This window comes from Streptomyces sp. NPDC079141, from assembly GCF_040686775.1.
Classification (GTDB): Bacteria; Actinomycetota; Actinomycetes; order Streptomycetales; family Streptomycetaceae; genus Streptomyces.
Window position 1 is genome coordinate 157,188 of sequence record NZ_JBFBLP010000012.1, and the last position, 24,083, is coordinate 181,270.

The 24,083-nt window shown below is 72.1% G+C and carries 13 protein-coding genes and 1 tRNA gene; 13 read left to right on the plus strand and 1 reads right to left on the minus strand.

What is annotated here, in order from left to right:
• The first annotated feature begins 36 nt into the window (after positions 1 to 36).
• The 13 genes from bldG to AB0Q90_RS28810 all read left to right on the plus strand — a co-directional run bounded on the left by bldG (position 37) and on the right by AB0Q90_RS28810 (position 22,255).
• A complete protein-coding gene (gene bldG, locus AB0Q90_RS28750) occupies positions 37 to 378 on the plus strand; it encodes an anti-sigma factor antagonist BldG (protein ID WP_003975386.1) in 342 nt (113 codons plus the stop codon).
• Between the two features lie 119 nt (positions 379 to 497).
• A complete protein-coding gene (locus tag AB0Q90_RS28755; protein ID WP_363161016.1) occupies positions 498 to 929 on the plus strand; it encodes an ATP-binding protein in 432 nt (143 codons plus the stop codon).
• 340 nt (positions 930 to 1,269) lie between these two features.
• Complete coding sequence (locus tag AB0Q90_RS28760; protein ID WP_363161015.1) at positions 1,270 to 3,675, plus strand: sodium-translocating pyrophosphatase; 2,406 nt, start codon at positions 1,270 to 1,272, stop codon at positions 3,673 to 3,675.
• Positions 3,676 to 3,868: 193 nt separating this feature from the next.
• Complete coding sequence (locus tag AB0Q90_RS28765) at positions 3,869 to 4,453, plus strand: small secreted protein (protein WP_363161014.1); 585 nt, start codon at positions 3,869 to 3,871, stop codon at positions 4,451 to 4,453.
• A gap of 64 nt (positions 4,454 to 4,517) precedes the next feature.
• Positions 4,518 to 6,035 (plus strand): class I SAM-dependent methyltransferase, encoded by a 1,518-nt coding sequence (locus AB0Q90_RS28770; RefSeq protein WP_363161013.1) that lies wholly within the window; start codon positions 4,518 to 4,520, stop codon positions 6,033 to 6,035.
• A gap of 177 nt (positions 6,036 to 6,212) precedes the next feature.
• Positions 6,213 to 8,555: a protein kinase gene (locus AB0Q90_RS28775; RefSeq protein WP_363161012.1), complete on the plus strand. Its 2,343-nt coding sequence runs from the start codon at positions 6,213 to 6,215 to the stop codon at positions 8,553 to 8,555.
• A gap of 162 nt (positions 8,556 to 8,717) precedes the next feature.
• Positions 8,718 to 8,915 (plus strand): hypothetical protein, encoded by a 198-nt coding sequence (locus AB0Q90_RS28780; protein ID WP_363161011.1) that lies wholly within the window; start codon positions 8,718 to 8,720, stop codon positions 8,913 to 8,915.
• Between the two features lie 247 nt (positions 8,916 to 9,162).
• Positions 9,163 to 11,982, plus strand: coding sequence for a type I DNA topoisomerase (topA, locus tag AB0Q90_RS28785; protein ID WP_363161010.1), 2,820 nt, complete (start codon positions 9,163 to 9,165; stop codon positions 11,980 to 11,982).
• Between the two features lie 125 nt (positions 11,983 to 12,107).
• Positions 12,108 to 15,329: a dTMP kinase gene (gene tmk / locus AB0Q90_RS28790; protein ID WP_363161009.1), complete on the plus strand. Its 3,222-nt coding sequence runs from the start codon at positions 12,108 to 12,110 to the stop codon at positions 15,327 to 15,329.
• Between the two features lie 176 nt (positions 15,330 to 15,505).
• Positions 15,506 to 16,711: a DNA polymerase III subunit delta' gene (locus AB0Q90_RS28795; protein ID WP_363161008.1), complete on the plus strand. Its 1,206-nt coding sequence runs from the start codon at positions 15,506 to 15,508 to the stop codon at positions 16,709 to 16,711.
• A 125-nt stretch (positions 16,712 to 16,836) separates the two neighbouring features.
• Positions 16,837 to 18,420, plus strand: a complete 1,584-nt coding sequence (locus AB0Q90_RS28800) for an alpha/beta hydrolase (RefSeq protein ID WP_363161007.1) — start codon at positions 16,837 to 16,839, stop codon at positions 18,418 to 18,420.
• Positions 18,421 to 18,527: 107 nt separating this feature from the next.
• Positions 18,528 to 18,604 (plus strand) — tRNA-Thr (locus AB0Q90_RS28805).
• Positions 18,605 to 19,117: 513 nt separating this feature from the next.
• Positions 19,118 to 22,255 (plus strand): BTAD domain-containing putative transcriptional regulator, encoded by a 3,138-nt coding sequence (locus AB0Q90_RS28810; RefSeq protein ID WP_363161006.1) that lies wholly within the window; start codon positions 19,118 to 19,120, stop codon positions 22,253 to 22,255.
• On the opposite strand, the gene AB0Q90_RS28815 is transcribed toward AB0Q90_RS28810, so the two are convergent.
• Positions 22,256 to 23,944 (minus strand): bifunctional 3'-5' exonuclease/DNA polymerase, encoded by a 1,689-nt coding sequence (locus AB0Q90_RS28815; RefSeq protein ID WP_363161005.1) that lies wholly within the window; start codon positions 23,942 to 23,944, stop codon positions 22,256 to 22,258.
• Between the last annotated feature and the right edge of the window lie 139 nt (positions 23,945 to 24,083).

Below are 24,083 nucleotides of genomic sequence, written 5' to 3' on the forward strand. Positions count from 1 at the left end.
GGGACGACCGCTCGATAGCAAGGTGCTGGAGGATCCGTGGACCTGTCCCTGTCGACCCGTACCGTCGGCGATCGTACGGTCGTCGAGGTCGGTGGCGAAATCGACGTATATACCGCGCCCAAGCTGCGCGAGCAGCTGGTCGAGCTGGTGAACGACGGGAGTTTCCACCTCGTCGTCGACATGGAGGGCGTGGACTTCCTCGACTCCACCGGGCTCGGCGTACTGGTCGGCGGCCTGAAGCGGGTGCGTGCCCATGAGGGCTCGCTGCGCCTGGTCTGCAACCAGGAGCGCATTCTCAAGATCTTCCGCATCACCGGTCTCACCAAGGTGTTCCCGATCCACACCTCGGTCGAGGAAGCGGTGGCGGCCACCGACTGACCACCGGCTCCGGGCCCGGTGGGAGCCCGCGCCCGGGGCGGAAGAAGTTCAAGAAGGGGGACCGGGCTTTCGGCGGCCCGGCCCTCCGGACAGCACGCCCGTAGTTCCGAGGGGGATGCATGGCCACCGTTGAACTCCGCTTCAGCGCGCTGCCCGAGCACGTCAGGACCGCCCGGTTGGTGGCGGCAGCGGTGGCGCGCAGGGCCGGAGTGGACGAGGCCGTACTCGACGAGGTGCGCCTCGCCGTCGGTGAGGCCTGCACCCGTGCCGTGGGACTGCATCAGCTCGGCGGCGTCACGGCACCGGTGAAGGTGGTGCTGATCGAGGAGGAGAAGCAGTTCTCCATCGAGGTCGGCGACGAGGCGCCGCGCTCCGCCCCGGGCGACCGGGCACCGGGCGCCGCGGGCGAGGACGCGGAGTCCGAGGAGGACGAGATGGGCCTCGCGGTCATCAGCGGGCTCGTCGACGACGTCGAGGTCACCGCCGGGGAACACGGCGGACTGATCCGCATGACGTGGCCCACGACGCCCTCGGTGGCCGAGCTTCCCTGACCCCCGCGTCACTGCGTATCCGTACCCGAAGGGCCCTACCCAGGTAGGGCCCTTCGGCATGTCGGCGCGCGGGATCCGTGTCTACAGTGGACTCGTCCGATGCTATTCGTGAATTCCTTCACGATCAATCACGCGATAATTCGATCAAGTTCCTGGTGGGCGCCCGTCTCGCGTCAATGCTTTTGAGGCATTACCACTTTCGGGTTCCGTGGTCGGAGGTCGATCATTTGCTGAAGAGCATGTGAAGACCAATTCCGTTAACCGCGCACTGTTTTGATCAGGTTCCGGTACCTACAATCCGTCCACATCTTGAGCTCAGCCCAAGCGTCAAGGAGGACGAATGGCGGGGCTTTCTACCCCTCATCAGTTGGACCACCCCACAACCCTCGCAGCCGCAGTGTTGACCGACGGCAACCGCGCCATGGTGATGGTCATCGGGGCCGTGGCCCTGGCCGCACTCGTGGTCGCCGGCGTCCTGGTGCGCCAGGTGCTCGCGGCGGGCGAGGGCACCGACAGCATGAAGAAGATCGCGGCAGCGGTCCAGGAAGGTGCGAACGCCTATCTGGCCCGGCAGTTGCGCACGCTCGGCGTTTTCGCCGTCGTCGTGTTCTTCCTGCTCATGCTGCTGCCCGCGGACGACTGGAATCAGCGCGCCGGCCGATCGGTGTTCTTCTTGATCGGCGCCGCGTTCTCGGCGGCCACCGGCTATATCGGCATGTGGCTCGCCGTACGCAGCAATGTGCGCGTTGCCGCCGCGGCCAGGGAAGCGACCCCGGCGGAGGGTGAGCCGGAAAAGGATCTCACCGCCGTCTCGCACAAAGCCATGAAGATCGCTTTCCGCACGGGCGGCGTCGTCGGCATGTTCACGGTGGGGCTCGGTCTGCTGGGCGCCTCCTGTGTGGTGCTGGTGTACGCGGCCGACGCGCCGAAGGTGCTGGAGGGATTCGGCCTCGGGGCCGCCCTCATCGCCATGTTCATGCGTGTCGGCGGCGGCATCTTCACCAAGGCCGCCGACGTCGGCGCCGACCTGGTCGGCAAGGTCGAGCAGGGCATTCCGGAGGACGACCCGCGCAATGCCGCGACCATCGCCGACAACGTGGGCGACAACGTCGGCGACTGCGCGGGCATGGCGGCCGACCTCTTCGAGTCCTACGCCGTGACCCTGGTCGCCGCGCTGATCCTCGGCAAGGCGGCCTTCGGTGACGCGGGCCTCGCCTTCCCGCTGCTGGTGCCCGCCATCGGCGTGCTCACGGCCATGATCGGCATCTTCGCCGTGGCCCCGCGCCGCAGCGACCGCAGCGGGATGTCGGCGATCAACCGCGGCTTCTTCATCTCCGCGGTGATCTCGCTCGCGCTGGTGGCGATCGCGGTCTTCGCGTATCTGCCGTCGTCGTACGCCGACCTGGACGGCGTCACGGACAAGGAGATCATCGGGCACGACGGCGACCCGCGGATCCTCGCGCTCGTCGCCGTGGCGATCGGCATCCTGCTCGCCGCCGTGATCCAGCAGCTGACCGGCTACTTCACCGAGACCAACCGTCGGCCGGTCAAGGACATCGGCAAGAGCTCGCTGACCGGCCCGGCCACCGTCGTCCTCGCCGGTATCTCCGTCGGTCTCGAATCGGCCGTCTACACCGCCCTGTTGATCGGCCTCGGCGTGTACGGGGCGTTCCTGCTCGGCGGTACGTCGATCATGCTGGCGCTGTTCGCGGTGGCGCTGGCCGGCACCGGCCTGCTCACCACGGTCGGTGTGATCGTCGCGATGGACACCTTCGGACCTGTCTCCGACAACGCGCAGGGCATCGCCGAGATGTCCGGCGACGTCGAGGGGGCGGGCGCGCAGGTGCTCACCAACCTGGACGCGGTCGGCAACACCACCAAGGCCATCACGAAGGGCATCGCCATCGCCACGGCCGTACTGGCGGCGTCGGCGCTCTTCGGGTCGTACCGGGATGCGATCGAGACGGGTGCGCGGGACGTGGGTGAGCAGTTCACGGGTGAGGACGCGCCGATGAACCTGGTCATGGACATCTCGCAGCCCAACAACCTCGTCGGTCTCATCGCGGGCGCGGCGGTCGTCTTCCTCTTCTCCGGACTCGCCATCAACGCCGTGTCGCGTTCGGCGGGTTCGGTGGTCTACGAGGTGCGGCGGCAGTTCCGCGAGCGGCCCGGGATCATGGACTACACCGAGAAGCCGGAGTACGGAAAGGTCGTCGACATCTGTACCCGCGACGCCCTGCGCGAACTCGCCACGCCCGGGTTGCTCGCCGTGCTGGCGCCGATCTTCATCGGGTTCACGCTCGGGGTCGGCGCGCTCGGCGCCTTCCTGGCGGGCGCGATCGGTGCGGGCACGCTGATGGCGGTGTTCCTCGCCAACTCCGGTGGTTCCTGGGACAACGCCAAGAAGCTCGTGGAGGACGGCCATCACGGCGGCAAGGGCAGCGAGGCCCACGCCGCCACGGTGATCGGCGACACGGTCGGTGACCCGTTCAAGGACACCGCGGGTCCCGCGATCAACCCGCTGCTGAAGGTGATGAACCTGGTGGCGCTGCTGATCGCGCCCGCCGTGATCGATTTCTCGTACGGCGACGACAAGAACGTCGGCGCACGGGTCCTGATCGCGGTGCTCGCTTTCGTGGTGATCGCCGGTGCGGTCTACGTCTCCAAGCGGCGCGGGATCGCCATGGGTGACGAGGACAACGCCGAGCGGACCGCCAAGTCGGCGGATCCGGCGGTGGTTTCGTAGGGTCCGGCACGAGTCCCGGCTCAAGGGGCGGGCGGACGGCGCGCATTGACGTGCCGTCCGCCCGCCCTTGTGTGTTCACGCCCTCATCGTGAGCCTTCTCTCGCTTGGTGCAAATGGTTACAAAAGGCTTCTTACCGGACCCCCGACATGCGGTTGTAGGCCATCCGGCGTGTATGTTCCGGGGCCGAGAGCCATGGAAGGGACCAATCCGGTGAACAAGAAGCTCGCGGCCGCACTGTCCGGCGGTGCGGTACTGGTACTGGCGCTGTCGGGATGCGGCGGCAGCGACGACAACGACAAGCTGGACGCGTGGGCCAAGCAGGTCTGCGACGCGGTGCAGCCGCAGGCCAAGAAGATCGAGGCCGCCAACGCCGCGATCCAGAAGGAGACGTCGGACAACAGCACGCCGGAGGACGTGCAGAAGACCGACGCCAAGGCCTTCCAGGACATGTCGGACGCCTACAAGGCCATCGGGACCGCCGTGGACAAGGCCGGGGCGCCCGACGTGGAGAACGGCGAGACGAAGCAGCAGAACGCCGTCAAGGAGCTCAACAGCATCTCCGCGTCGTACGCCTCCCTGAAGAAGCAGGTCGACGAGCTCGACACGAAGGACCAGGCCGAGTTCGCCGACGGCCTGAAGGACATCGCCACCGAGCTGGACAAGCTCAGCCAGAGCGGCAACGACGCCCTCAAGGAGCTGGAGGAGGGCGAGGTCGGCGAGGCGATGGCCAAGCAGCCCAGCTGCCAGTCGGCGTCGGAGTCGGCGGCCGCCAGCTGAGCCGGAACTCCGGGAGGCCCCTGTTGTGCCGCGGTGAGCCGGTAGCGCGGGTCACAATGGGGGCGTGAGTACCTCCAGCCTGCCCGCCCTGCCCGCTTCCGACCGCCTCGACGTCACCGCACGGCTGCGGGACGCCCTGCTCGGGGCCTCCTTCACCGCCGACGGGCTGCTCGAACTGCTCGGCGCCCCCGCGTACGCGGCACTCGCGCGCAGCGAGACCGTCCCCGCGCTGCGGGCGACGCGCGGGGACGCGCCGCTGGAAATCCTCGTACGGCTGTTCCTGTTGCAGCAGCCCGTGCCGCACGCGCGCGTGGCGGACGTTCTGCCCGCGGAGGAGTGTCTGGAGAGCGGCTGGCTGGTCCGCGCGGGCGCCGACGAGGTGGCCGCGACCGTGGACGTACGGCCGTACGGCGGGCCCGGCGGCGAGGACTGGTTCATCGTGTCGGACCTCGGGTGCGCGGTGGGCGGCGCCGGAGGCATCGGCAGCAAGGACGAGGGGGTCGTCCTCGGCGTCGGCGGTGCCTCCACGACCCTCGCCGGCATCACCGTCCGTACGCCGGTCTCCTCGGCCCTCGACCTCGGCACCGGCTCGGGGATCCAGGCGCTGCACGCCGCACAGCACGCCACGCGCGTGACGGCGACCGATCTCAACCCGCGCGCGTTGCACATCACCGCGCTGACGCTGGCGCTGTCCGGCGCCCCGGCGGCCGATCTGCGCGAGGGATCGCTGTTCGAGCCGCTCCGGAGCGATGAGACGTACGACCTGATCGTGTCGAACCCGCCGTTCGTGATCTCGCCCGGTGCGCGGCTGACGTACCGCGACGGCGGGATGAGCGGGGACGATCTGTGCCGCTCGCTCGTTCAGGGAGCGGGGGAACGGCTCAACGAGGGCGGGTTCGCGCAGTTCCTCGCCAACTGGCAGCACGTGGAAGGGGAGGATTGGCAGGACCGGCTTCGGTCGTGGGTGCCGCGCGGCTGCGACGCCTGGATCGTGCAGCGTGAGGTGCAGGACATCACGCAGTACGCCGAGCTGTGGCTGCGGGACGCCGGTGACCACCGCGGCGACCCGGCCGAGTACCAGGCGCGCTACGACGCATGGCTGGACGAGTTCGAGGCGCGCAAGGTGAAGGCCGTGGGGTTCGGGTGGATCACCCTGCGCAGGACGGGCTCCGCTGTGCCGTCCGTCACCGTGGAGGAGTGGCCGCATCCGGTCGAGCAGCCCCTCGGCGACACGGTCCGGGCGCACTTCGACCGCCTCGACTACCTGCGCGCGCACGACGACGCGGCGCTGCTCGCCGGGCACTTCAAACTGGTCGCTGAGGTCGTCCAGGAGCAGGTCGGGCTGCCCGGTGCCGAGGACCCGGAGCACGTCGTGCTGCGCCAGAACCGCGGAATGCGCCGTGCCACCAAGGTGGACACGGTCGGCGCCGGCTTCGCGGGTGTCTGCGACGGCTCGCTGAGCGCGGGCCGCATCCTGGACGCGATCGCCCAACTGGTGGGCGAGGACCCCGTGTTGCTGCGCGACCGCACGCCCGCGCAGATCCGGCTGCTGGTGGAGCAGGGGTTCCTGGAGCCGGCGTGACCCCGGCCGTGCGCCACGGGTGAGGCGTGCCCGCACTCCTGAGGCCCGCGTGTCCGCTCTGATGGGATTGCTCCGTAAAAGGGCTCCTGTCAGTGGCGGGTGCGAAGCTACCTTCTAGGGACGAACTTCGCGCGTTCTCGGGGGAGGCGCGCCGTCTCGGGTCTCGGGGGAGGCGTGATGGTGGGGGAGACGCCGGAGCAGGGCGAAGGCAGGGTCATCAACGGCCGTTACCGGCTGCTGCGCTCGCTCGGCGCGGGCGGCATGGGCCGGGTGTGGCTGGCCCACGACGAGGAACTGGCCTGCGAAGTCGCGATGAAGGAGATCGCGCTTCCGGATGTGCCGATGGACGCGAGCGAGCCCGCCCAGCGCATCGCGCGGGCCCGCAGCGAGGCCCGGCACGCGGCCCGGCTGCGCGGACATCCGCATGTGGCGACTGTGCACGACGTGGTGGTGCACGAGGGGCTGCCGTGGATCGTCATGGAGTACGTGCCGGACGCGGTCGATCTCCAGGCGGTCGTACGGCGGTCGGGGCCGCTGCCGCCCGTGCAGGTGGCCCGCATCGGGCTGGCCGTCCTCGACGCGCTCACCGCCGGACACCGGATCGGCATCCTGCACCGGGACGTGAAACCGGCCAACATCCTTCTGGCGCCGGACGCTTCGGGCGACGCCTACGCGCGCGTGCTGCTCACCGACTACGGCATCGCGCTCCAGCCCGAGTCCCGCGAACCCCGGCTCACCGCCACGGCCGGCATCCTCGGCACGCCCGGCTACCTCGCCCCCGAACGGGCCCGCGGTGAGCCGCCCACCCCGGCCGCCGACCTGTTCTCCCTCGGCGCCACGCTGTACGCCGCCGTCGAAGGCCGCGGCCCCTTCGACCGCCACGGCGACTACGCGACCCTCACCGCCCTGCTCGGCGAGGACCCGACCCCGCCCGTCCGCGCGGGCGAACTGGGGCCCGTCCTCCAGGGGTTGCTGGTGAAGGACCCGGTCCGCCGGTCGGCACCGGAGACCGTCGCGCGCGGGCTGGAGCGGGTGGTGCAGGGCGTCCCCCCGGTGTGGGGGGCCGGACAGGGACAGGCGCCGCCTCACGAGGGCTTCGGGCCACCGCCCGCGGGGTACGGCGCGGCCCAGGCGGGGCCGACACCGGCCGGGCCCGGGGTGCCGCCAGAGGCGTGGCCAGGCGGAGCGCCGCCCGGGTACGACGCGAGTCAGCCGCCCGGCGCCGGGGCCGGCCCGGCGGGCGGCTGGGGCGGACCGCCCGCGTCGGGCACACCGCAGACGCCGGGAGCGTCCTCGACACCGAACACCCCGCAGACACCTCACACCCCGCACACTCCGACGGGCGGTCCGGCCACGCCCGGCGGCCCTGGGGACACGCCCGCCCCGACCCCGTACGGCATGTGGCACCGGCCCGCCGCGCAGTCGCCCGTCGACCCCGGGAACCCGTACGCGCAAGGGCCCGGCTCCACCTACGCCGGGGGCGGCGCGGGTGCGCCGTACGGCGGCGGGAGTGCGGCGCCGTACGGCGGGAGCGGGGCGCCTTCGCCGTATGCCTCGGGTGTCACCCAACCGGCGTACGGCGGTGGCCCGCCGGGTGCCCCGCCGCGCGTCCCCTTCGGCAAGCGCCGCGCCGCGATCGTCGCGATCGTCGTGGCGGCCGTTCTCGTCGTCGCGGGCGGTGTGTGGGGAGCGGTGCTGCTGACCGGTGGTGGGGACGACGACGCCAAGGAGAACGCGGCGACGAAGCGGTCGCCCTCGCCGAGCGCCTCGCAGGGCTCGCCGTCGCCGACCGGGCCCGTGTATCCGTACGGCGACGTGGTCGGCCTGACCGAGCCGCTGGAGGCGGGCGACTGCGTGCAGGCGGTCTGGTCGGGCACCCCGTTCAAGTCCGCGCCGAACCTGGGCGTCGTGGACTGCGCCGACGACTGGCCCGATGGCCAGGTCGTGGCGGTCGACACGGCCACCGACTACGCCGACGCCCGCGACCGGGGCGCGAAGCGCTGCGAGAACCAGAGCCGGTCCGTCGTCGACGCCCTGCCGGACGCGAGCGGCTACGCCGTCGTACCGACGCAGGAGGGCTTCACCGCGGCCAACAGCGGTACGGCATGTCTCGTACTGGGCCGCCATGCCGCGATAGGCGGAGAGGTGGGCCGTTTCCGCGACGAGGGAGTGAATCTGTGGGTCGGTCAGATGAGTGTGGGTGACTGCTGGGTCTACGAGGAGGAGGACGACGGCTACAACGCGCCTCTCACCGACTGCGCCGAACCGCACACCGACCAGGTCGTAGGAACTGTTCAGGCACCCGCGGAAATGAGCTACGAGAAGGGTTCCGACAACGCGACCAAGCTGTGCGGGAACAAATTCGAGTCGACTTGGGCGCCGGGTGAGGAGCGCACCGTGTACGGCTGGGTGGCCGACTCGGAGGACTGGGACGAGGGCTTCACCAAGGTCGTGTGCACCGTCAGCCGGAGCGACAACAAGAAGACGACCGGAAAGATACCCGCGCCCGGCTCGGTCTGAGCTCGGGGCGGGCCCGAGGGGATCGAGGAGGCCGGCGGGACCCTGCGCAGTCCACGGTCGCGTCGCTCCCGCGTTCACCTGAGGTTCGCCTGTCCGCCGCCCGCGCGTGTCAGTCTCCCGGGGCTGGGCACGCGCGGACGGGAGAAAAGGGGCAAGGGCGCCATGGAGAGGGGACCGGCGATCTTCGCGGGACTGGTGTTCGCCCTGTTCGGAGCCGGGCTGCTGGCGTGGACGGTGAGCCGGGTACGGCACCGAGAGCCGGTCGCCCACGGTGTGAACCCCGTCGCATCGCTGACCCTCGCGAGCCTCGCCTCGGTGATCGCGCTCGTCCTCGGCGCATGGTGCTTCACCCGTCTGTGAGAACCGCGTCCGAGCTGCGCCTCCGATAATTGGGAGGCGGTCCTCCGGAAAGGCTCGAAATGGCCGGTGGGCACTCCGGGCGGCAGGAATGGCGGTAGTCGGGTTACCGTTCGAGTGGCCGTTGTGGGCTTTTCCCGTTTGACACGGGGGCGGGATGTACCGTCACACTCCGCAGCGTCACCATGACCCGACCCCGGGAGCAAGGCCTGGGGAGGCCACCCAGCGTCGACCGGAGAGAAGAGCGAAGTTGTCCCCGACCAGCGAGACCGCGAAGGGCGGCCGCCGACTCGTCATCGTCGAGTCGCCTGCCAAGGCGAAGACGATCAAGGGCTATCTCGGCCCCGGATACGTTGTCGAGGCGAGCGTCGGGCACATTCGCGACCTCCCCAACGGTGCCGCGGAGGTGCCGGAGAAGTACACCGGTGAGGTCCGCCGCCTCGGTGTGGACGTCGAACATGACTTCGAGCCGATCTATGTGGTCAACGCCGACAAGCGCGCCCAGGTCAAGAAGCTCAAGGACCTGCTGAAGGAGTCCGACGAGCTCTTCCTCGCCACCGATGAGGACCGCGAGGGCGAGGCGATCGCCTGGCACCTCCAGGAGGTGCTCAAGCCCAAGGTCCCGGTCAAGCGGATGGTCTTCCACGAGATCACCAAGGCCGCGATCCAGGCCGCCGTCGCCAATCCGCGCGAGCTGAACCAGAAGCTGGTCGACGCCCAGGAGACCCGCCGCATCCTCGACCGTCTCTACGGCTACGAGGTCTCGCCGGTCCTGTGGAAGAAGGTCATGCCGCGCCTGTCGGCCGGCCGTGTCCAGTCCGTCGCCACGCGACTCGTCGTCGAGCGGGAACGCGAGCGCATCGCGTTTCGTTCTGCCGAGTACTGGGACCTGACGGGCACCTTCGCGACCGGCCGCGCCGGGGACCCGTCGGACCCGTCGTCGCTGGTCGCCCGCCTCCAGACCGTCGACGGCAGGCGGGTCGCGCAGGGCCGCGACTTCGACTCCCTGGGACAGCTCAAGAGCGCGAACACCCTCCACCTCGACGAGGCGAACGCCCGCGCCCTGGCCGCCGCCCTGGAGCAGACGCGGTTCGCCGTCCGTTCCGTCGAGTCCAAGCCGTACCGCCGCTCGCCGTACGCCCCCTTCCGCACGACGACGCTCCAGCAGGAGGCGTCCAGGAAGCTCGGCTTCGGCGCGAAGGCGACCATGCAGGTGGCTCAGAAGCTGTACGAGAACGGCTTCATCACCTACATGCGTACGGACTCCACGACCCTGTCGGACACGGCGGTCGCCGCCGCCCGCGCCCAGGTCACGCAGCTGTACGGCGCCGACTACCTGCCGTCCGCCCCGCGGACGTACGCCGGGAAGGTCAAGAACGCCCAGGAGGCGCACGAGGCGATCCGCCCGTCGGGTGATCGTTTCCGCACGCCTGCCGAGACCGGACTGACCGGCGACCAGTTCAAGCTCTACGAGCTGATCTGGAAGCGGACCGTCGCCTCGCAGATGAAGGACGCCACGGGCAACTCCGTCACCGTGAAGATCGGTGGCACCGCCGCCGACGGCCGGGACGTCGAGTTCAGCGCCTCCGGCAAGACGATCACCTTCCACGGCTTCCTGAAGGCCTACGTCGAGGGCGCCGACGACCCGAACGCCGAGCTGGACGACCGCGAGCGCCGGCTGCCCCAGGTGAGCGAGGGCGACGCGCTCAGCGCCGAGGAGATCACGGTCGACGGGCACGCCACCAAGCCCCCGGCCCGCTACACCGAGGCCTCCCTGGTCAAGGAGCTCGAAGAGCGCGAGATCGGCCGCCCGTCGACGTACGCGTCGATCATCGGCACGATCCTCGACCGCGGCTACGTCTTCAAGAAGGGCACGGCCCTCGTGCCGTCCTTCCTGTCCTTCGCCGTGGTCAACCTCCTGGAGAAGCACTTCGGGCGGCTCGTCGACTACGACTTCACCGCCAAGATGGAGGACGACCTCGACCGCATCGCGCGCGGCGAGGCGCAGTCCGTGCCGTGGCTCAAGCGCTTCTACTTCGGCGAAGGCACCGGAGAGGGCGGCGCGGCGGACGCCGGCAACGGCGACGGGGACCACCTCGGCGGCCTCAAGGAGCTGGTGACCGACCTGGGCGCGATCGACGCGCGCGAGGTGTCGTCGTTCCCCGTGGGCAACGACATCGTGCTGCGGGTCGGCCGCTACGGGCCGTACATCGAGCGCGGCGAGAAGGACGCCGAGGGCCACCAGCGCGCGGACATCCCCGAGGACCTCGCGCCCGACGAGCTCTCCGTCGAGCTGGCCGAGGAACTGCTGGCCAAGCCGAGCGGCGACTTCGAGCTGGGCGCCGACCCGGTGACCGGCCACCAGATCGTCGCCAAGGACGGCCGCTACGGCCCGTACGTCACCGAGGTGCTCCCCGAGGGCACCCCGAAGACCGGCAAGAACGCCGTCAAGCCGCGTACGGCCTCGCTGTTCAAGTCGATGTCGCTGGACACGGTGACGCTCGACGACGCGCTGAAGCTGATGTCGCTGCCGCGGGTCGTGGGCGCCGACGCGGAAGGCGTGGAGATCACCGCGCAGAACGGCCGCTACGGGCCGTATCTGAAGAAGGGCACGGACTCGCGCTCGCTGCAGTCCGAGGAGCAGCTCTTCACGATCACGCTGGAGGAGGCGGAGGCGATCTACGCCCAGCCCAAGCAGCGTGGCCGCGCCGCCGCCAAGCCGCCGCTGAAGGAGCTGGGCACCGACCCGGTCAGCGAGAAGCCGGTCGTGGTGAAGGACGGCCGCTTCGGCCCGTACGTCACCGACGGGGAGACCAACGCGACCCTGCGCTCCGGCGACAGCGTCGAGACGATCACCCCGGAGCGCGGCTTCGAGCTGCTCGCCGAGAAGCGGGCCAAGGCGCCCGCCAAGAAGACGGCGAAGAAGGCTCCGGCCAAGAAGACCGCCACGAAGAAGGCTCCGGCCAAGAAGGCGACGACCGCGAAGAAGACCGCGGCGAAGAAGACGACCACGACGAAGAAGGCCGCCGCGAAGAAGACGACGGCCTCGAAGCCGGCCGCCGAGGACTGAGCGAGCCTCTCCACTCGGCGCCCACTTCGCGAAACGAACGCCCCGGCATCACTCTTTGGTGTCGGGGCGGGCGTACGTTCGGACGGCTGCCGCGGGCTGTCGGTGCCTGCCGATAGGCTGAAAGCATGACGCGTGCCGAGCAGCCGACGGCCCACCATCCAACCCCTGACGACGCCCTGGTCGCGGACTCCCGCGAGCGCGCCGTCCGCGCCCTGCTGCGCCGACCGCAGCTCAGGCGGTTGTGGAGCGCACAGCTCGTGGGCGGTGTCGGCGATGTCCTCGCCCTTCTGGTGCTGATCCTCCTCGCCCTCCAGGCGGCGATCGCCGAGGGTTCGTTCGGAGGTGACTACCGAGGTGTGGCGTTCGCAGTGGCGACCGTCTTCGGCGCGCGCATCCTGGCGACGCTGCTCTTCGGCGCCGTCCTGCTGGGCCCGCTCACCTCGCTGACCTCCCCGGAGGGACCGCTCGACCGCCGCTGGACGATGGTCGGCGCGGACGGTCTGCGGGCCGCCCTGCTGATCGTCGCGCCGCTGTGGATCGACTGGACGCCCGAGAACGCGCTGGCCGCCCTCCTGGTGACCGTCTTCGTGACCGGCGTCGCCGAGCGCTTCTGGACCGTGTGCCGGGAGAGCGCGGCTCCCGCGCTGCTGCCCGCCCCGCCCCCGGAGGGGGCCACGGTGCGCCCGCTGCCGGACCACATGGACGCGCTGCGGCGCCTGTCGCTGCGTACGAGCTTCGTGGCCGTCCCGCTCGCGGCCGCCACGCTCGTCACCGCCGCCCTCTGCAACAACCTGCTGGGCACCGGCATCGACTGGTTCGACCAGCACCGGGCGGCCCTCGCGTCGTACGTCGCGGCCGGTCTGTTCGCCGCGTCCCTGTCCGTGGTGACCTTCCTGGAACTGCCCGGAACACGCACCCCGCGCGCGCGTTCCCCGCTGGAGGGGCTGCGCCGGCCCAGGACGGGCACCGGCGTCGACAAGGGACGCACCGGCGCGATCCCGCTGCTGGTGCCGGCCTGCGCGGCCGTCGCGGGCGCGATCTCGGCCGCCGTGGCCGTCTCCGTGCTGCACGCCAAGGACCTGGGCGGCGGACCGGTGCTCTACGGCCTGCTGGTGCTCGGGCTGACCGGCGGAGTCGTGGTCGGCATCCGTACGGCGCCCAGGATGCTGGTGTCGCTGTCGCGGCGGCGCCTGCTGGCGCTGGCCATCGCCTTCACCGGCATCGCCCTGCTGGCCGCAGGTCTCGTCCCGGACGTCACCACCGTCCTGCTGATCGTCGCGCTGGCCGGCATCGGCGCGGGCGTGGCCGCCAACACCGGGCACGCGCTGCTCGACCAGGAGACCGAGGACTACCGGCGCCCCCGCACGACCGAGCACCTGCACGCGGTCGTCCGCGTCTTCGTGGCGCTCGGCGTGCTCGTCGCGCCCGTGGTGGCCGCGGCGATCGGGCCGCACCGGCTGGAGAACGGCCGGTTCGTGTTCGCCCACGGTGGCGCCGCGTTCACGCTGATGCTGGTCGGCGCGCTGCTGCTGCCGGTGGCGGCGCTGGTGCTGGCCAAGGTCGACGACCGCTCCGGCGTACCGCTGCGGCACGACCTGCGCGACGCCCTGCTCGGCGGCGACGACCCCGAGCAGGTGCCCGCCGCGACCGGCTTCTTCATCGCCCTGGAGGGCGGCGACGGCGCCGGCAAGTCCACCCAGGCCGCGGCGCTCGCCGAGTGGATCAGGGGCAAGGGCCACGAGGTCGTCGTGACGCGCGAGCCGGGAGCCACCCCGGTGGGCAAGCGGCTGCGGTCGATCCTGCTGGACGTCTCCAGCGCCGGTCTGTCGCACCGCGCGGAGGCGCTTCTGTACGCGGCGGACCGCGCGGAGCACGTCGACACGGTCGTCCGTCCCGCGCTGGAGCGCGGTGCGGTGGTCATCTCCGACCGGTACATCGACTCGTCGGTGGCCTACCAGGGCGCGGGCCGCGACCTGTCGCCGACCGAGATCGCCCGGATCAACCGCTGGGCCACCCATGGCCTGGTGCCGCATCTCACCGTGCTGCTGGACGTCGACCCGGAGACCGCGCGCGAGCGGTTCACCGAGGCGCCGGACCGGCTGGAGTCGGAGCCGGCCGAGTTCCACGCGCGCGTGCGGTCCGGATTCCTGACGCTGGCCGCCGCCGACCCCGGGCGCTACCTCGTGGTGGACGCGGGCCAGGAGCCCGAGGCCGTGACGACCATCGTCCGGCACCGGCTCGACCAGACGCTGCCGCTGTCCGAGCAGGAGATTCGGGAGCAGGAGGAGGCGCGGCGCAAGGCCGAGGAGGAGGCCCGCAGGAAGGCCGAGGAAGAGGCCGCCCGCAAGGCCGAGGAGGAGCGCCTGGAGCGTGAGCGCCAGGAGCAGCTCGCCCGGCTGCGTGCCGAGGAGGAGGAGCGCAAGCGCCGCGAGCTGGAGGAGGCGCAGCGCCGCGAGGCCGAACGGCAGGCGGAGGAGGCCCGGCTGCGGGCCGAGGAAGCGGCTCGCCGCGCCGAGGAGGAGCGGCAGCGGCTGCTCGCCGAGGAGAAGGCGCGGGCCGAGGAGGAGGCCCGGCGCAGGGCGGAGGAGGACCGCCGCCGCAAGCAGGCCGAGGAAGAGGCACGGCTGCGGGCCGAGGCCGAGGCGCGACGCCTGGAGAAGCAGCGCAAGGCCGAGGAGGCGCTGCTGCGCGCAGAGGAGGCCCGCCGCCTCGCCGAGCAGGCCACGGCCGTGGCGGAGGCCGGCCCCAAGCCGACGACTCCCGCGGCTCCGGCCGCCTCACCGGACGCCGGGACCGTGCCGACGCCGGTCGTGACACCGACGAACGCTTCCGGCGGGCCGGCCGAGGAGACGGCGGTGCTGCCGCGCGCTGCCTCGGGCAAGGGGGGCGACGAGCCGGCTGCGGCTTCCGACTCCGAGGTGACGGCGGAACTCCCGCAGCCGCCCACTCCGGCGGGGGCCTCGGACGAGACGACGCTGCTGCCTGCCGTGCCGGGCGCGGGGGACGAGACGACCGTGCTGCCGCAGGTGCCTCCGGGCGCCGCGGACGAGACCGCGGTGCTGCCGCCGGTGCGGGAGGAGCGTCCTACGGACCGGGTGCCGCCGGGGTTCTTCCGGGACGAGCACCCGGAGCCGGCCGCGCGACCGGACGGGACCGATGACCGCACGCGCGAACTGCCGCAGGTCGATCCGCAGGCCGGTGAGCAGGAGCCGCCGCGGCGGCGACCGCGGTCCGACTGGGCCGAGGAGACCCCGCTGGACGATCTGCCGACGCTGGCGGACGAACTGCTCGGGCCGCACGAGGACGAGTACGGCGACGAGCGAGGGCGGGGCCGGGGCCGGCGCTGAGCTGCCGGTCCCGGAGTCGGGGTCGGCGGCGGCGCTGAGGTGCCGGTGCTGGGGTCGGCGGCGGCGCAGTCATGCCGTTGATGCCCCGGCCCCCGCTGCCCGGAACCGATTGTCAGTCCCGCCCCCCACAATGGATGGCGCACCGCGAGATGTGGACGGAAAGGGCGGCGTGAGCCATGACCGTGTGGGATGACCTGGTGGGGCAGGAGAAGGTGAGCGAGCAGCTCGCCGCCGCTGCCCGGGACGCCGATGCCCTGGTCACCGCGGCCGCCACGGACGCGCCGCCGCCGGAGGCGTCGAAGATGACGCACGCCTGGCTGTTCACGGGACCGCCCGGTGCGGGGCACACCCAGGCGGCGCGGGCGTTCGCCGCCGCGCTGCAGTGCGTCAGCCCCGACCGCGCGCTCGGCGGATCCCCCGGCTGCGGCTTCTGCGACGGATGTCATACGGCGCTGATCGGCACCCACGCCGATGTCACCACCGTCGCCGCCGTCGGCACTCAGATCCTCGCCGACGACATGCGGGACACCGTCCGCAAGTCGTTCACCTCGCCCGCTAACGGCCGCTGGCAGGTCATCCTCGTCGAGGACGCCGAGCGGCTGAACGAGAAGTCGGCCAACGCCGTCCTCAAGGCCGTGGAGGAGCCCGCCCCCCGCACGGTCTGGCTGCTGTGCGCCCCCTCCATCGAGGACGTCCTGCCCACGATCCGCTCCCGCTGCCGCCACCTGAACCTGCGCACGCCGTCGGTCGACGCCATCGCCGACATGCTCGTACGTCGTGAGGGCATCGAGCCCGGCGTGGCGGCCGCCGCGGCGCGCGCCACGCAGGGCCACGTCGACCGGGCCCGTCGCCTGGCCACGGACCCGGCGGCCCGGGAGCGCCGCGCCGCCGTGCTGAAGCTGCCGCTGCGGGTCGAGGACGTCGGCGGCTGCCTCAAGGCTGCCCAGGAGCTCGTCGACGCGGCGGCGGAGGACGCCAAGCAGCTCGCCGAGGAGATGGACGGCAAGGAGACCGAGGAGCTGAAGGCGGCGCTGGGCGCGGCCCAGGGCGGCCGGATGCCGCGGGGCACGGCGGGCGTGATGAAGGACCTGGAGGACAAGCAGAAGCGGCGCCGCACGCGTACCCAGCGCGACAGCCTCGACCTTGCCCTGACCGACCTCACGGCCTTCTACCGCGACGTCCTCGCCCTCCAGCTCGGCTCCCGCGTGGCGATCGCCAACGCCGACGCCGAGGACGCCCTGGAGCGCCTGGCCCGGGGCAGCTCCCCGGAGTCCACACTGCGCCGCATCGAGGCGATCGCGGCCTGCCGTGACGCCCTCGACCGCAATGTGGCGCCGCTGCTCGCGGTGGAGGCGATGACGATGGCGCTGAGAGCGGGCTGAGAGCGGGCTGAGAGCGGGCTGGGGGCACCCGCACAACGATCAACGGGAGGTTGACCAGGTAATCCGTACGAGCCGGAGCGTGCACGCAGGGCATCTGAACGGCTGCGCAGAGTTACGCTCGCGAGATGCACATCAGGCGCCCCTCCCCAGCCCGCCCCCGCCCCCACGGGGCCCGCACCGCCGGTGTTCTCCTCGCCCTCGCCGCGCTGGTCGTCACCGCCTGCACCTCCGGCGGGTCGACGAGTTCCGCCAGCCCGGCGGCGGCCGCACTGGCCGCGCTGCCGCAGTCCACGCCGGACGCGCTCGCGCCGTACTACGGGCAGAAGCTGAACTGGCGCGGCTGCGGCGTCCCCGGCTTCGAGTGCGCCACGCTGAAGGCGCCGCTCGACTACGCCGAGCCGGACGGGGGCGACGTACGGCTTGCGGTCTCCCGCAAGAAGGCCACGGGGCCGGGCTCCCGGCTCGGGTCGCTGCTGGTCAACCCCGGAGGGCCGGGCGGTTCGGCGGTCGGCTACCTCCAGGCGTACGCCGGGATCGGCTACCCGGCCGACGTCCGCGCCCGCTACGACATGGTCGCGGTCGACCCGCGCGGCGTCGCCCGCAGCGAGCCCGTCGAGTGCCTCGACGGCCCGGACATGGACACGTACACGCAGACGGACATCACGCCCGACGACGCGTCGGAGAAGACGGCGCTGGTGGAGGCGTACCAGAAGTTCGCGGAAGGCTGCGGAGCGGACTCGCCGGAGCTGCTGCGCCATGTGTCCACCGTCGAGACGGCCCGGGACATGGACATCCTGCGGGCGGTGCTGGGGGACGAGCGGCTGACCTATGTGGGGGCGTCGTACGGAACGTTCCTCGGGGCGACGTACGCGGGGCTCTTCCCGAAGCGCGTCGGCAGGCTCGTCCTGGACGGCGCCATGGACCCGTCGCTGCCGGCCCGCCGGTTGAACCTCGACCAGACGGCGGGCTTCGAGACGGCGTTCCGGGCGTTCGCGCGGGACTGCGTCCAGCAGCCGGACTGCCCGCTGGGCGAGAAGGCCGACGCGGTCGGCCCGAACCTCAAGGCCTTCTTCGACGGACTGGACAGCCGTCCGATCCCCACCGGCGACGCGGACGGCCGCAGGCTCGGCGAGTCCCTCGCCACCATCGGTGTGATCGCGGCGATGTACGACGAGGCGGCCTGGGCACAGTTGCGCGAGGCGCTGACCTCGGCGATGGAGGAGAACGACGGCGCGGGCCTGCTGATCCTCGCCGACAGCTACTACGAGCGGGACGCCGACGGCCACTACGCGAACCTGATGTTCGCCAACGCGGCCGTGAACTGCCTGGACCTCCCCGCGGCCTTCGCCGGCCCCGACCAGGTGGAGGACGCCCTGCCCGCCTTCGAGAAGGCGTCCCCCGTCTTCGGCGAGGGCCTCGCCTGGGCCTCCCTGAACTGCGCGTACTGGCCGGTCGCCCCCACGGGCGAGCCGCACCGCATCGAGGCGAAGGGCGCGGCCCCGATCGTCGTGGTCGGCACGACCCGCGACCCGGCCACCCCCTACCGCTGGGCCCGGGCCTTGGCCGCCCAACTCTCCTCGGCCCGCCTCCTCACCTACGAGGGCGACGGCCACACCGCCTACGGCCGCGGCAGCGACTGCATCGACCGCACGATCAACGCCTACCTCCTGCGCGGCACCCCACCGACCGACAAGAAGCGCTGCTCGTAGCACCCGCCGCCGGCCCCGGAGGACCCCCTCCGGGGCCGGTACGGAGCACCCCCGGAAACTGTGTAGACTTACCGACGTTGCTGATCGCACCATAGTGCGGACAGCGCGCCGCCTTAGCTCAGATGGCCAGAGCAACGCACTCGTAATGCGTAGGTCTCGGGTTCGAATCCCGAAGGCGGCTCCACTGAAACCCAGCTCAGACCCAGTCTGAGCTGGGTTTTCTCGTTGAGCGGACGCGAGGGTGGTGTCGGGCTTCGGGCAGTAGATCAATGAGGGTGGCGACGGCGCGGCCGGTGCGGGCGGCGGTCGAGGAGACGGGACGAGGGTCCCGGTCGTTCACCTCCGCCGACCGGGACCCCTGTACGTCCCCGGATCCGGCGCGACGGCGTCACTCCCCCGAGTAACGCGTCATACGCGCGCACCGTCGGGCCAGATCCGATGTAGTGATCACATCAGGGAGCACCAACAGATCGCTAACATGTGGCCAATGGTTCTCCGTGTCGTCGTCGGTCGATTGGCGTGAAGCCGTCGTTCGATGCCGATGGATGGCCGGAACGGCAGGGAATCGCGGCGGTTGGGCCGTCGCGGGCAGATGGCGGAAAACCGCCGCTGGCGGGCGGGAATCCGCCAGAGTGGTTCGAGATGCCGTACGTCGTCGTGCGCACTCGGGAAGGCAATGGGGCGGTGGGACGCTGTGATGCGGTGCGAACTGCGGTTCGGGCTGCTGGGGCCGACCGTTCTGTACGGCCCTGACGGCGCGGATGCCGCCGAAGGTGTCGGAATCCGTCCCATCGGCAGCCCCAAGGTGCGTGTCCTGCTGGCCGCACTGCTGCTCGAATCCGGCCGCGTCGTCTCCGTGGACTCGCTGAAGGACGCCCTGTGGGGCGGTGCGCCGCCCACGTCGGCGCAGGCCTCGCTGCACAACCATGTGACCCGGCTGCGGCGGCTGCTCGACGACCCCGAACGGCTTCGGGCGGTGTCTCCCGGCTACCAACTGCGCGTCGACGAGGGCGAGCTCGACCTGCACGTCTTCGACGGCCATGTCGCCGCCGCCCGTGCCGCCCACGCCGACCGGGACTGGCGGCGGACCGTACGCGAGTGCGAGTCGGGGCTCGGGCTGTGGCGAGGCGCCCCGCTCAGCGGGCTCCCCTCCGAGCTGGGCGGATACGCGCTCGTACAACGCCTCCAGGAGGCCCGGCTGCTGCTTCTGGAGTGGCGCTACGACGCCGAACTGGCCGTCGTCGACGCGCGACTGGACTCCCTCGTACCGGAACTGGCCGCGCTCACCGCCGAGCATCCGCTGCGCGAGGCGTACCACCGTCAGCTGATGCTCGCCCTGTACCGCACCGGCCGCCGGGCCGAGGCCCTGGCCGTCCACCGCGACCTGCGCAACCGTCTCCTGGAGGAACTCGGCATCGAGCCGGGCCGGGCGGTGCGGGACGCGCACATGGAGGTGCTGCGGGGGACGGGCGAGCCGCAGCCGGGGAACGCCGGCTCGGAGACCGCGCGTTCGGAGACGGCGGGCCCAGATGCGGCGCGTTCGGAGACGGGAGGCTCGGGGACGGTGGGCTCGACAGCCCGCGCCTCGGGTGCGCCAGCCACCGCCCCCACAACGCCAGCCGCCGCCCCCCACAAAGAAGCCGCACGCACCCCTCTGCCCCGCCCCGCCCAACTTCCCCCACCCCCCGCCCACTTCACCGGACGCGCCTCGCTCATCGGCAGCCTGCACCGCACCCTCTCCCAGGCCGCCCCCGCCCAACACCCCGCCGTCGCCGTCCTCAGTGGTATGGCCGGCGTCGGCAAGAGTGCCCTCGCCCTGCATGTCGCCCACGGCCTGCGGGAACGTTTCCCCGACGGGCAGCTCTACGTCCATCTGCACGGCGCCACCCCCGGAATGACCCCCCTCGCCCCCGGCCAGGCGCTCGCCGCGCTGCTCCGTGACGTCGGTGCCAGCCCCCGCAGCATCCCCGAACACCCGGACGCGGCCGCCGCGTTGCTCCGCTCGCTGCTCGCGCCGACCCGCACTCTCCTGGTCCTGGACGACGCGGCGAACGCGGCGCAGGTACGGCCGTTGCTGCCGGCCGGCGCCGACTGCGCGGTGATCGTCACCAGCCGTTCGCCGCTCACCGCGCTCGACGGCGCCCGGCGTTTCCCGCTCGATCCGCTGTCGGCCGAGGAGAGCGCGGCGCTGCTGCGGGCGGTGTCCGGCCGCGACGAGGCCGAGGACCCCGATGGCGAGGACCGCATCGACGCCACCCACCCCCTCGTCGAACTCACCGGCCGCCTCCCGCTCGCCCTGCGCATCGTCGCCGCCCGGCTGGCCGCCCGCCGGGCCCTCACCCCGGACGTGCTCGCCGATCAACTGGCCGCCACGGAAGGACGGTTGCGGCACCTGGAGTACGACGACCTGTCCGTACGCCGCTCCCTGGCCGTGGCCCATGACGCGCTCGCCGCCTCGGGCCGCCGGACCGACCGCGACGCCGCACTCGCCCTGCGCCGCCTGGGCGCCCTCGACCTGCCCACCTACGGCGCGCCCCTCATCGCCCGCCTCCTCGGCACCGACACCACGCCCGCCGAGGCGGCCCTCGACCGGCTCGTCGACGTGGCTCTCCTGGAGGAGACCGCGTACGGCCGTTACGCCCCCCACGACCTGGTCCGCGACTTCGTCCGCGAACTGACGGACACCCGACACGCGCCCGACATCGCCCGCACCGCCGTGCGCTGGTACACGGCCGTCGCCGAACGCGCCTTCACCGCGATCGTCGAGCCGGGCCTCGACCAGGAGGACCGGCGCCGCCCGACCGCCGCGCAGCCGCCCGAACACGCGACGCACGCCCTGTCCGTGCCGCCCTTCGCCTCCTCCGAAGAGGCCTTCGTCTGGTGCGGCTCGGAGCTGGAGAACATCGTCACCCTGGTCGAGCGGTACGCGGACGCGCCCGACGACGGCATCCCCGCCCATGTCTCCACCCTGTTGCGCCTCCTCTTCCCCTACCTCCAACGCAGCGGCCGCGTCTCCGAGATGGAGGTGCTCGGGCAGGCCGCGCTCCGGATCGCGCGGCGGCTCGGGGACGAGGTCGCCGAGGCGTACGCGCTGGGCGACCTGGCCGGACTGCGCTTCCTCACCGGCCGCCAGAGCGATGCCCTCGCGCTCGTCGACCGGTCCCTGGAGATCTGGCGGCGGCTCGACGTGGTCTCCCGGATCCGGCGCTGCCTCCAGAACCAGGGCCTGCTGCTGGAGAACCTCGGCCGGTACACCGAGTCCGGGGAGGCGCTGCGGCAGAGCCTGGAGCTGTCACGGCAGTTGGACGACCCCTGGGGCGAGGCCGTGACCTACGGCCATCTCGGCAACCTGTACGAGCACACCGACCCCCGGGCCGCCATCGAGCAGCACCGGCGCTCGCTCGCGATCGGCGCCGAGATCGGCAACGTCATCGTGCAGCACTCCGCGCACTGCAACATCGGCTACGCCCATCTCACCCTGGGCGAACCGGCCGCCGCCGTACCGCACTTCGAGGAGAGCCGGCGGATCCTCGGCGGCCACGGCGACTGGCACGGCGAGTCCCAGTCCCGGCTCGGACTGGTCCGCGCCCTGCGTCTGCTCGGCCGGACGGAACGGGCCGAGAGCGAGTGCGCCGAGCTGCTGAGCCGCGCGGACGCCCGCGCCGACGGATATATAGGCGGTCTCGCCCGCCACCAGTACGGGCTGGTGCTGCGCGAGCTGGGGCGCGTGGAGGAGGCGTACGCGGCCTGGCGGGCGGCGCTCGACGCGTTGGACGGGACGGACGAGAAGACGGTGGTCGTCGAGCTCCAGCAGCTCCTCACCGACGTCGGCTGATCACTTGGCGTCGGCATAGCACTCCACCACCGCCGTCGTGAACGGAAACCGCACCGGCGTCTGCCCGAACGTCAGCCGCCCGGCCAGCTCCGACGCCTGCCGGATCGCGTCCACGACCGCCTCGGCCTCCTCCTTCGGACAGTGCACGATGACCTCGTCGTGCTGGAAGAAGACCAGTTCGGCCGCCATGTCGGCGCAGGCCCGGCGCAGCGCGGCGAGCAGCAGCAGGGCCCAGTCGGCGGCGCTGCCCTGGACGACGAAGTTCCGGGCGAATCGGCCCCGCGCGCGGGCGTTGCTGGAGGCGTAGCCCGGCACCCACTGCTGACGGTCCTCGGAGTCGTCGTCGGCGACCGGGATGCCCGCCTCCTCCTCCGGATCCTCGCCCGCTCCGGCCGCCGGCGGGCAGGTGCGGCCCAGCCAGGTCCGCACGAGCCGGCCCTCCTCACCGGCCCGCGCGGCGTCGTCGACGTAGGCCACCGCGCGCGGGAAGCGGCGGCGCAGCGCGGCGAGGTTCTTCAGGCCGTCGCCGGAGGTCTGGCCGTAGACCGCGCCGAGCACCGCGAGCTTGGCCTGGGCGCGGTCGCCGGAGAAGGCGCGGTCGGAGACGGACTGGTACAGGTCGGTCTCCCGGCCGGCCACCTCCATCAGACCGGGGTCGCGGGAAATGGCGGCCAGTATGCGCGGCTCCATCTGGTCGGCGTCGGCGACGACGAGCCGCCAGCCCGGGTCGGCGACGACGGCCCGCCGGATGACCTTGGGGATCTGCAGTCCGCCCCCGCCGTTGGTCACCCATCGCCCGGTGACCGTCCCGCCCGCGAGGAACTCGGGCCGGAAGCGGCCGTCGCGCACCCAGTCCTGGAGCCAGGACCAGCCGTGGGCGACCCAGATCCGGTACAGCTTCTTGTACTCGACCAGCGGTTTCACGGCCGGATGGTCGAGGGACTCGATCTCCCAGCGTCGCGTCGACCTCACCTTGAGGCCGGCCTGGGCGAAGGCCTTGAGGACGTCGGCGGGCAGATCGGGGCGGACACGGCGGCCGAACGCGGCGGACACCTCGTCCGCGAGCTCGGCCAGGCGGCGTGGCTCACCGCCGCCCGCGTACCGCTCGCCGAGCAGTTCGTGCAGCACCCGGCGGTGCACCTCGGCGCTCCACGGCAGACCGGAGCGGTTCATCTCGGCGGCGACCAGCATCCCCGCCGACTCGGCCGCCGTCAGCAGCCGCATCCGGTCGGGGTGCGCGGTGGTGTCGTGCCGGCGCTGCTGGCCGGCGTACACCTCGATCAGGTCGGCCAGCGGCACACGGGCCGACTGCGGCTCGAAGAGGGGCGACTGCGCGCCCGGTTCGGCGGACCGCTGGGGCGGGTCGGGCGGTACGGGTCCGCCGCGCAGCCGGGCCAGGGCGGCGGCCGCGGAACGGGGTTCTCCGTACCGCCCCTCGTGGCCGAGCAGGAGGGTCTCGGCGTCCTCGATGTCGTAGCACCGCTCGACTCGCACCCCCGCGGCGAGCAGACGCGGATAGACCTCGGCCGTGGACCGCCACACCCACCGCGTGACCCCCGGCCGCCCGCGCACGGCCTGGGCCAGGTCCGCCTCCCGTCGCACCGGTCCGGAGGGCAGCCCGTCCGGACCGAGGGGGGCGAGCTCCACGCCACCACCCTCGGCCGGAGCGAGCGCCCAGCGGTCGGTCATGCTGCGAGTGTGGCAGGGGGGTCTGACAGTGAGGATGCAGGAGGCCATCGAGCGCCGGGCCCGGTCCACGAAGTGGCCGATCCGGTGGTCGGACGCCCCGCACGCGTGCGTGCCGCTGCTTCGGCGACGCCGCCAGGCC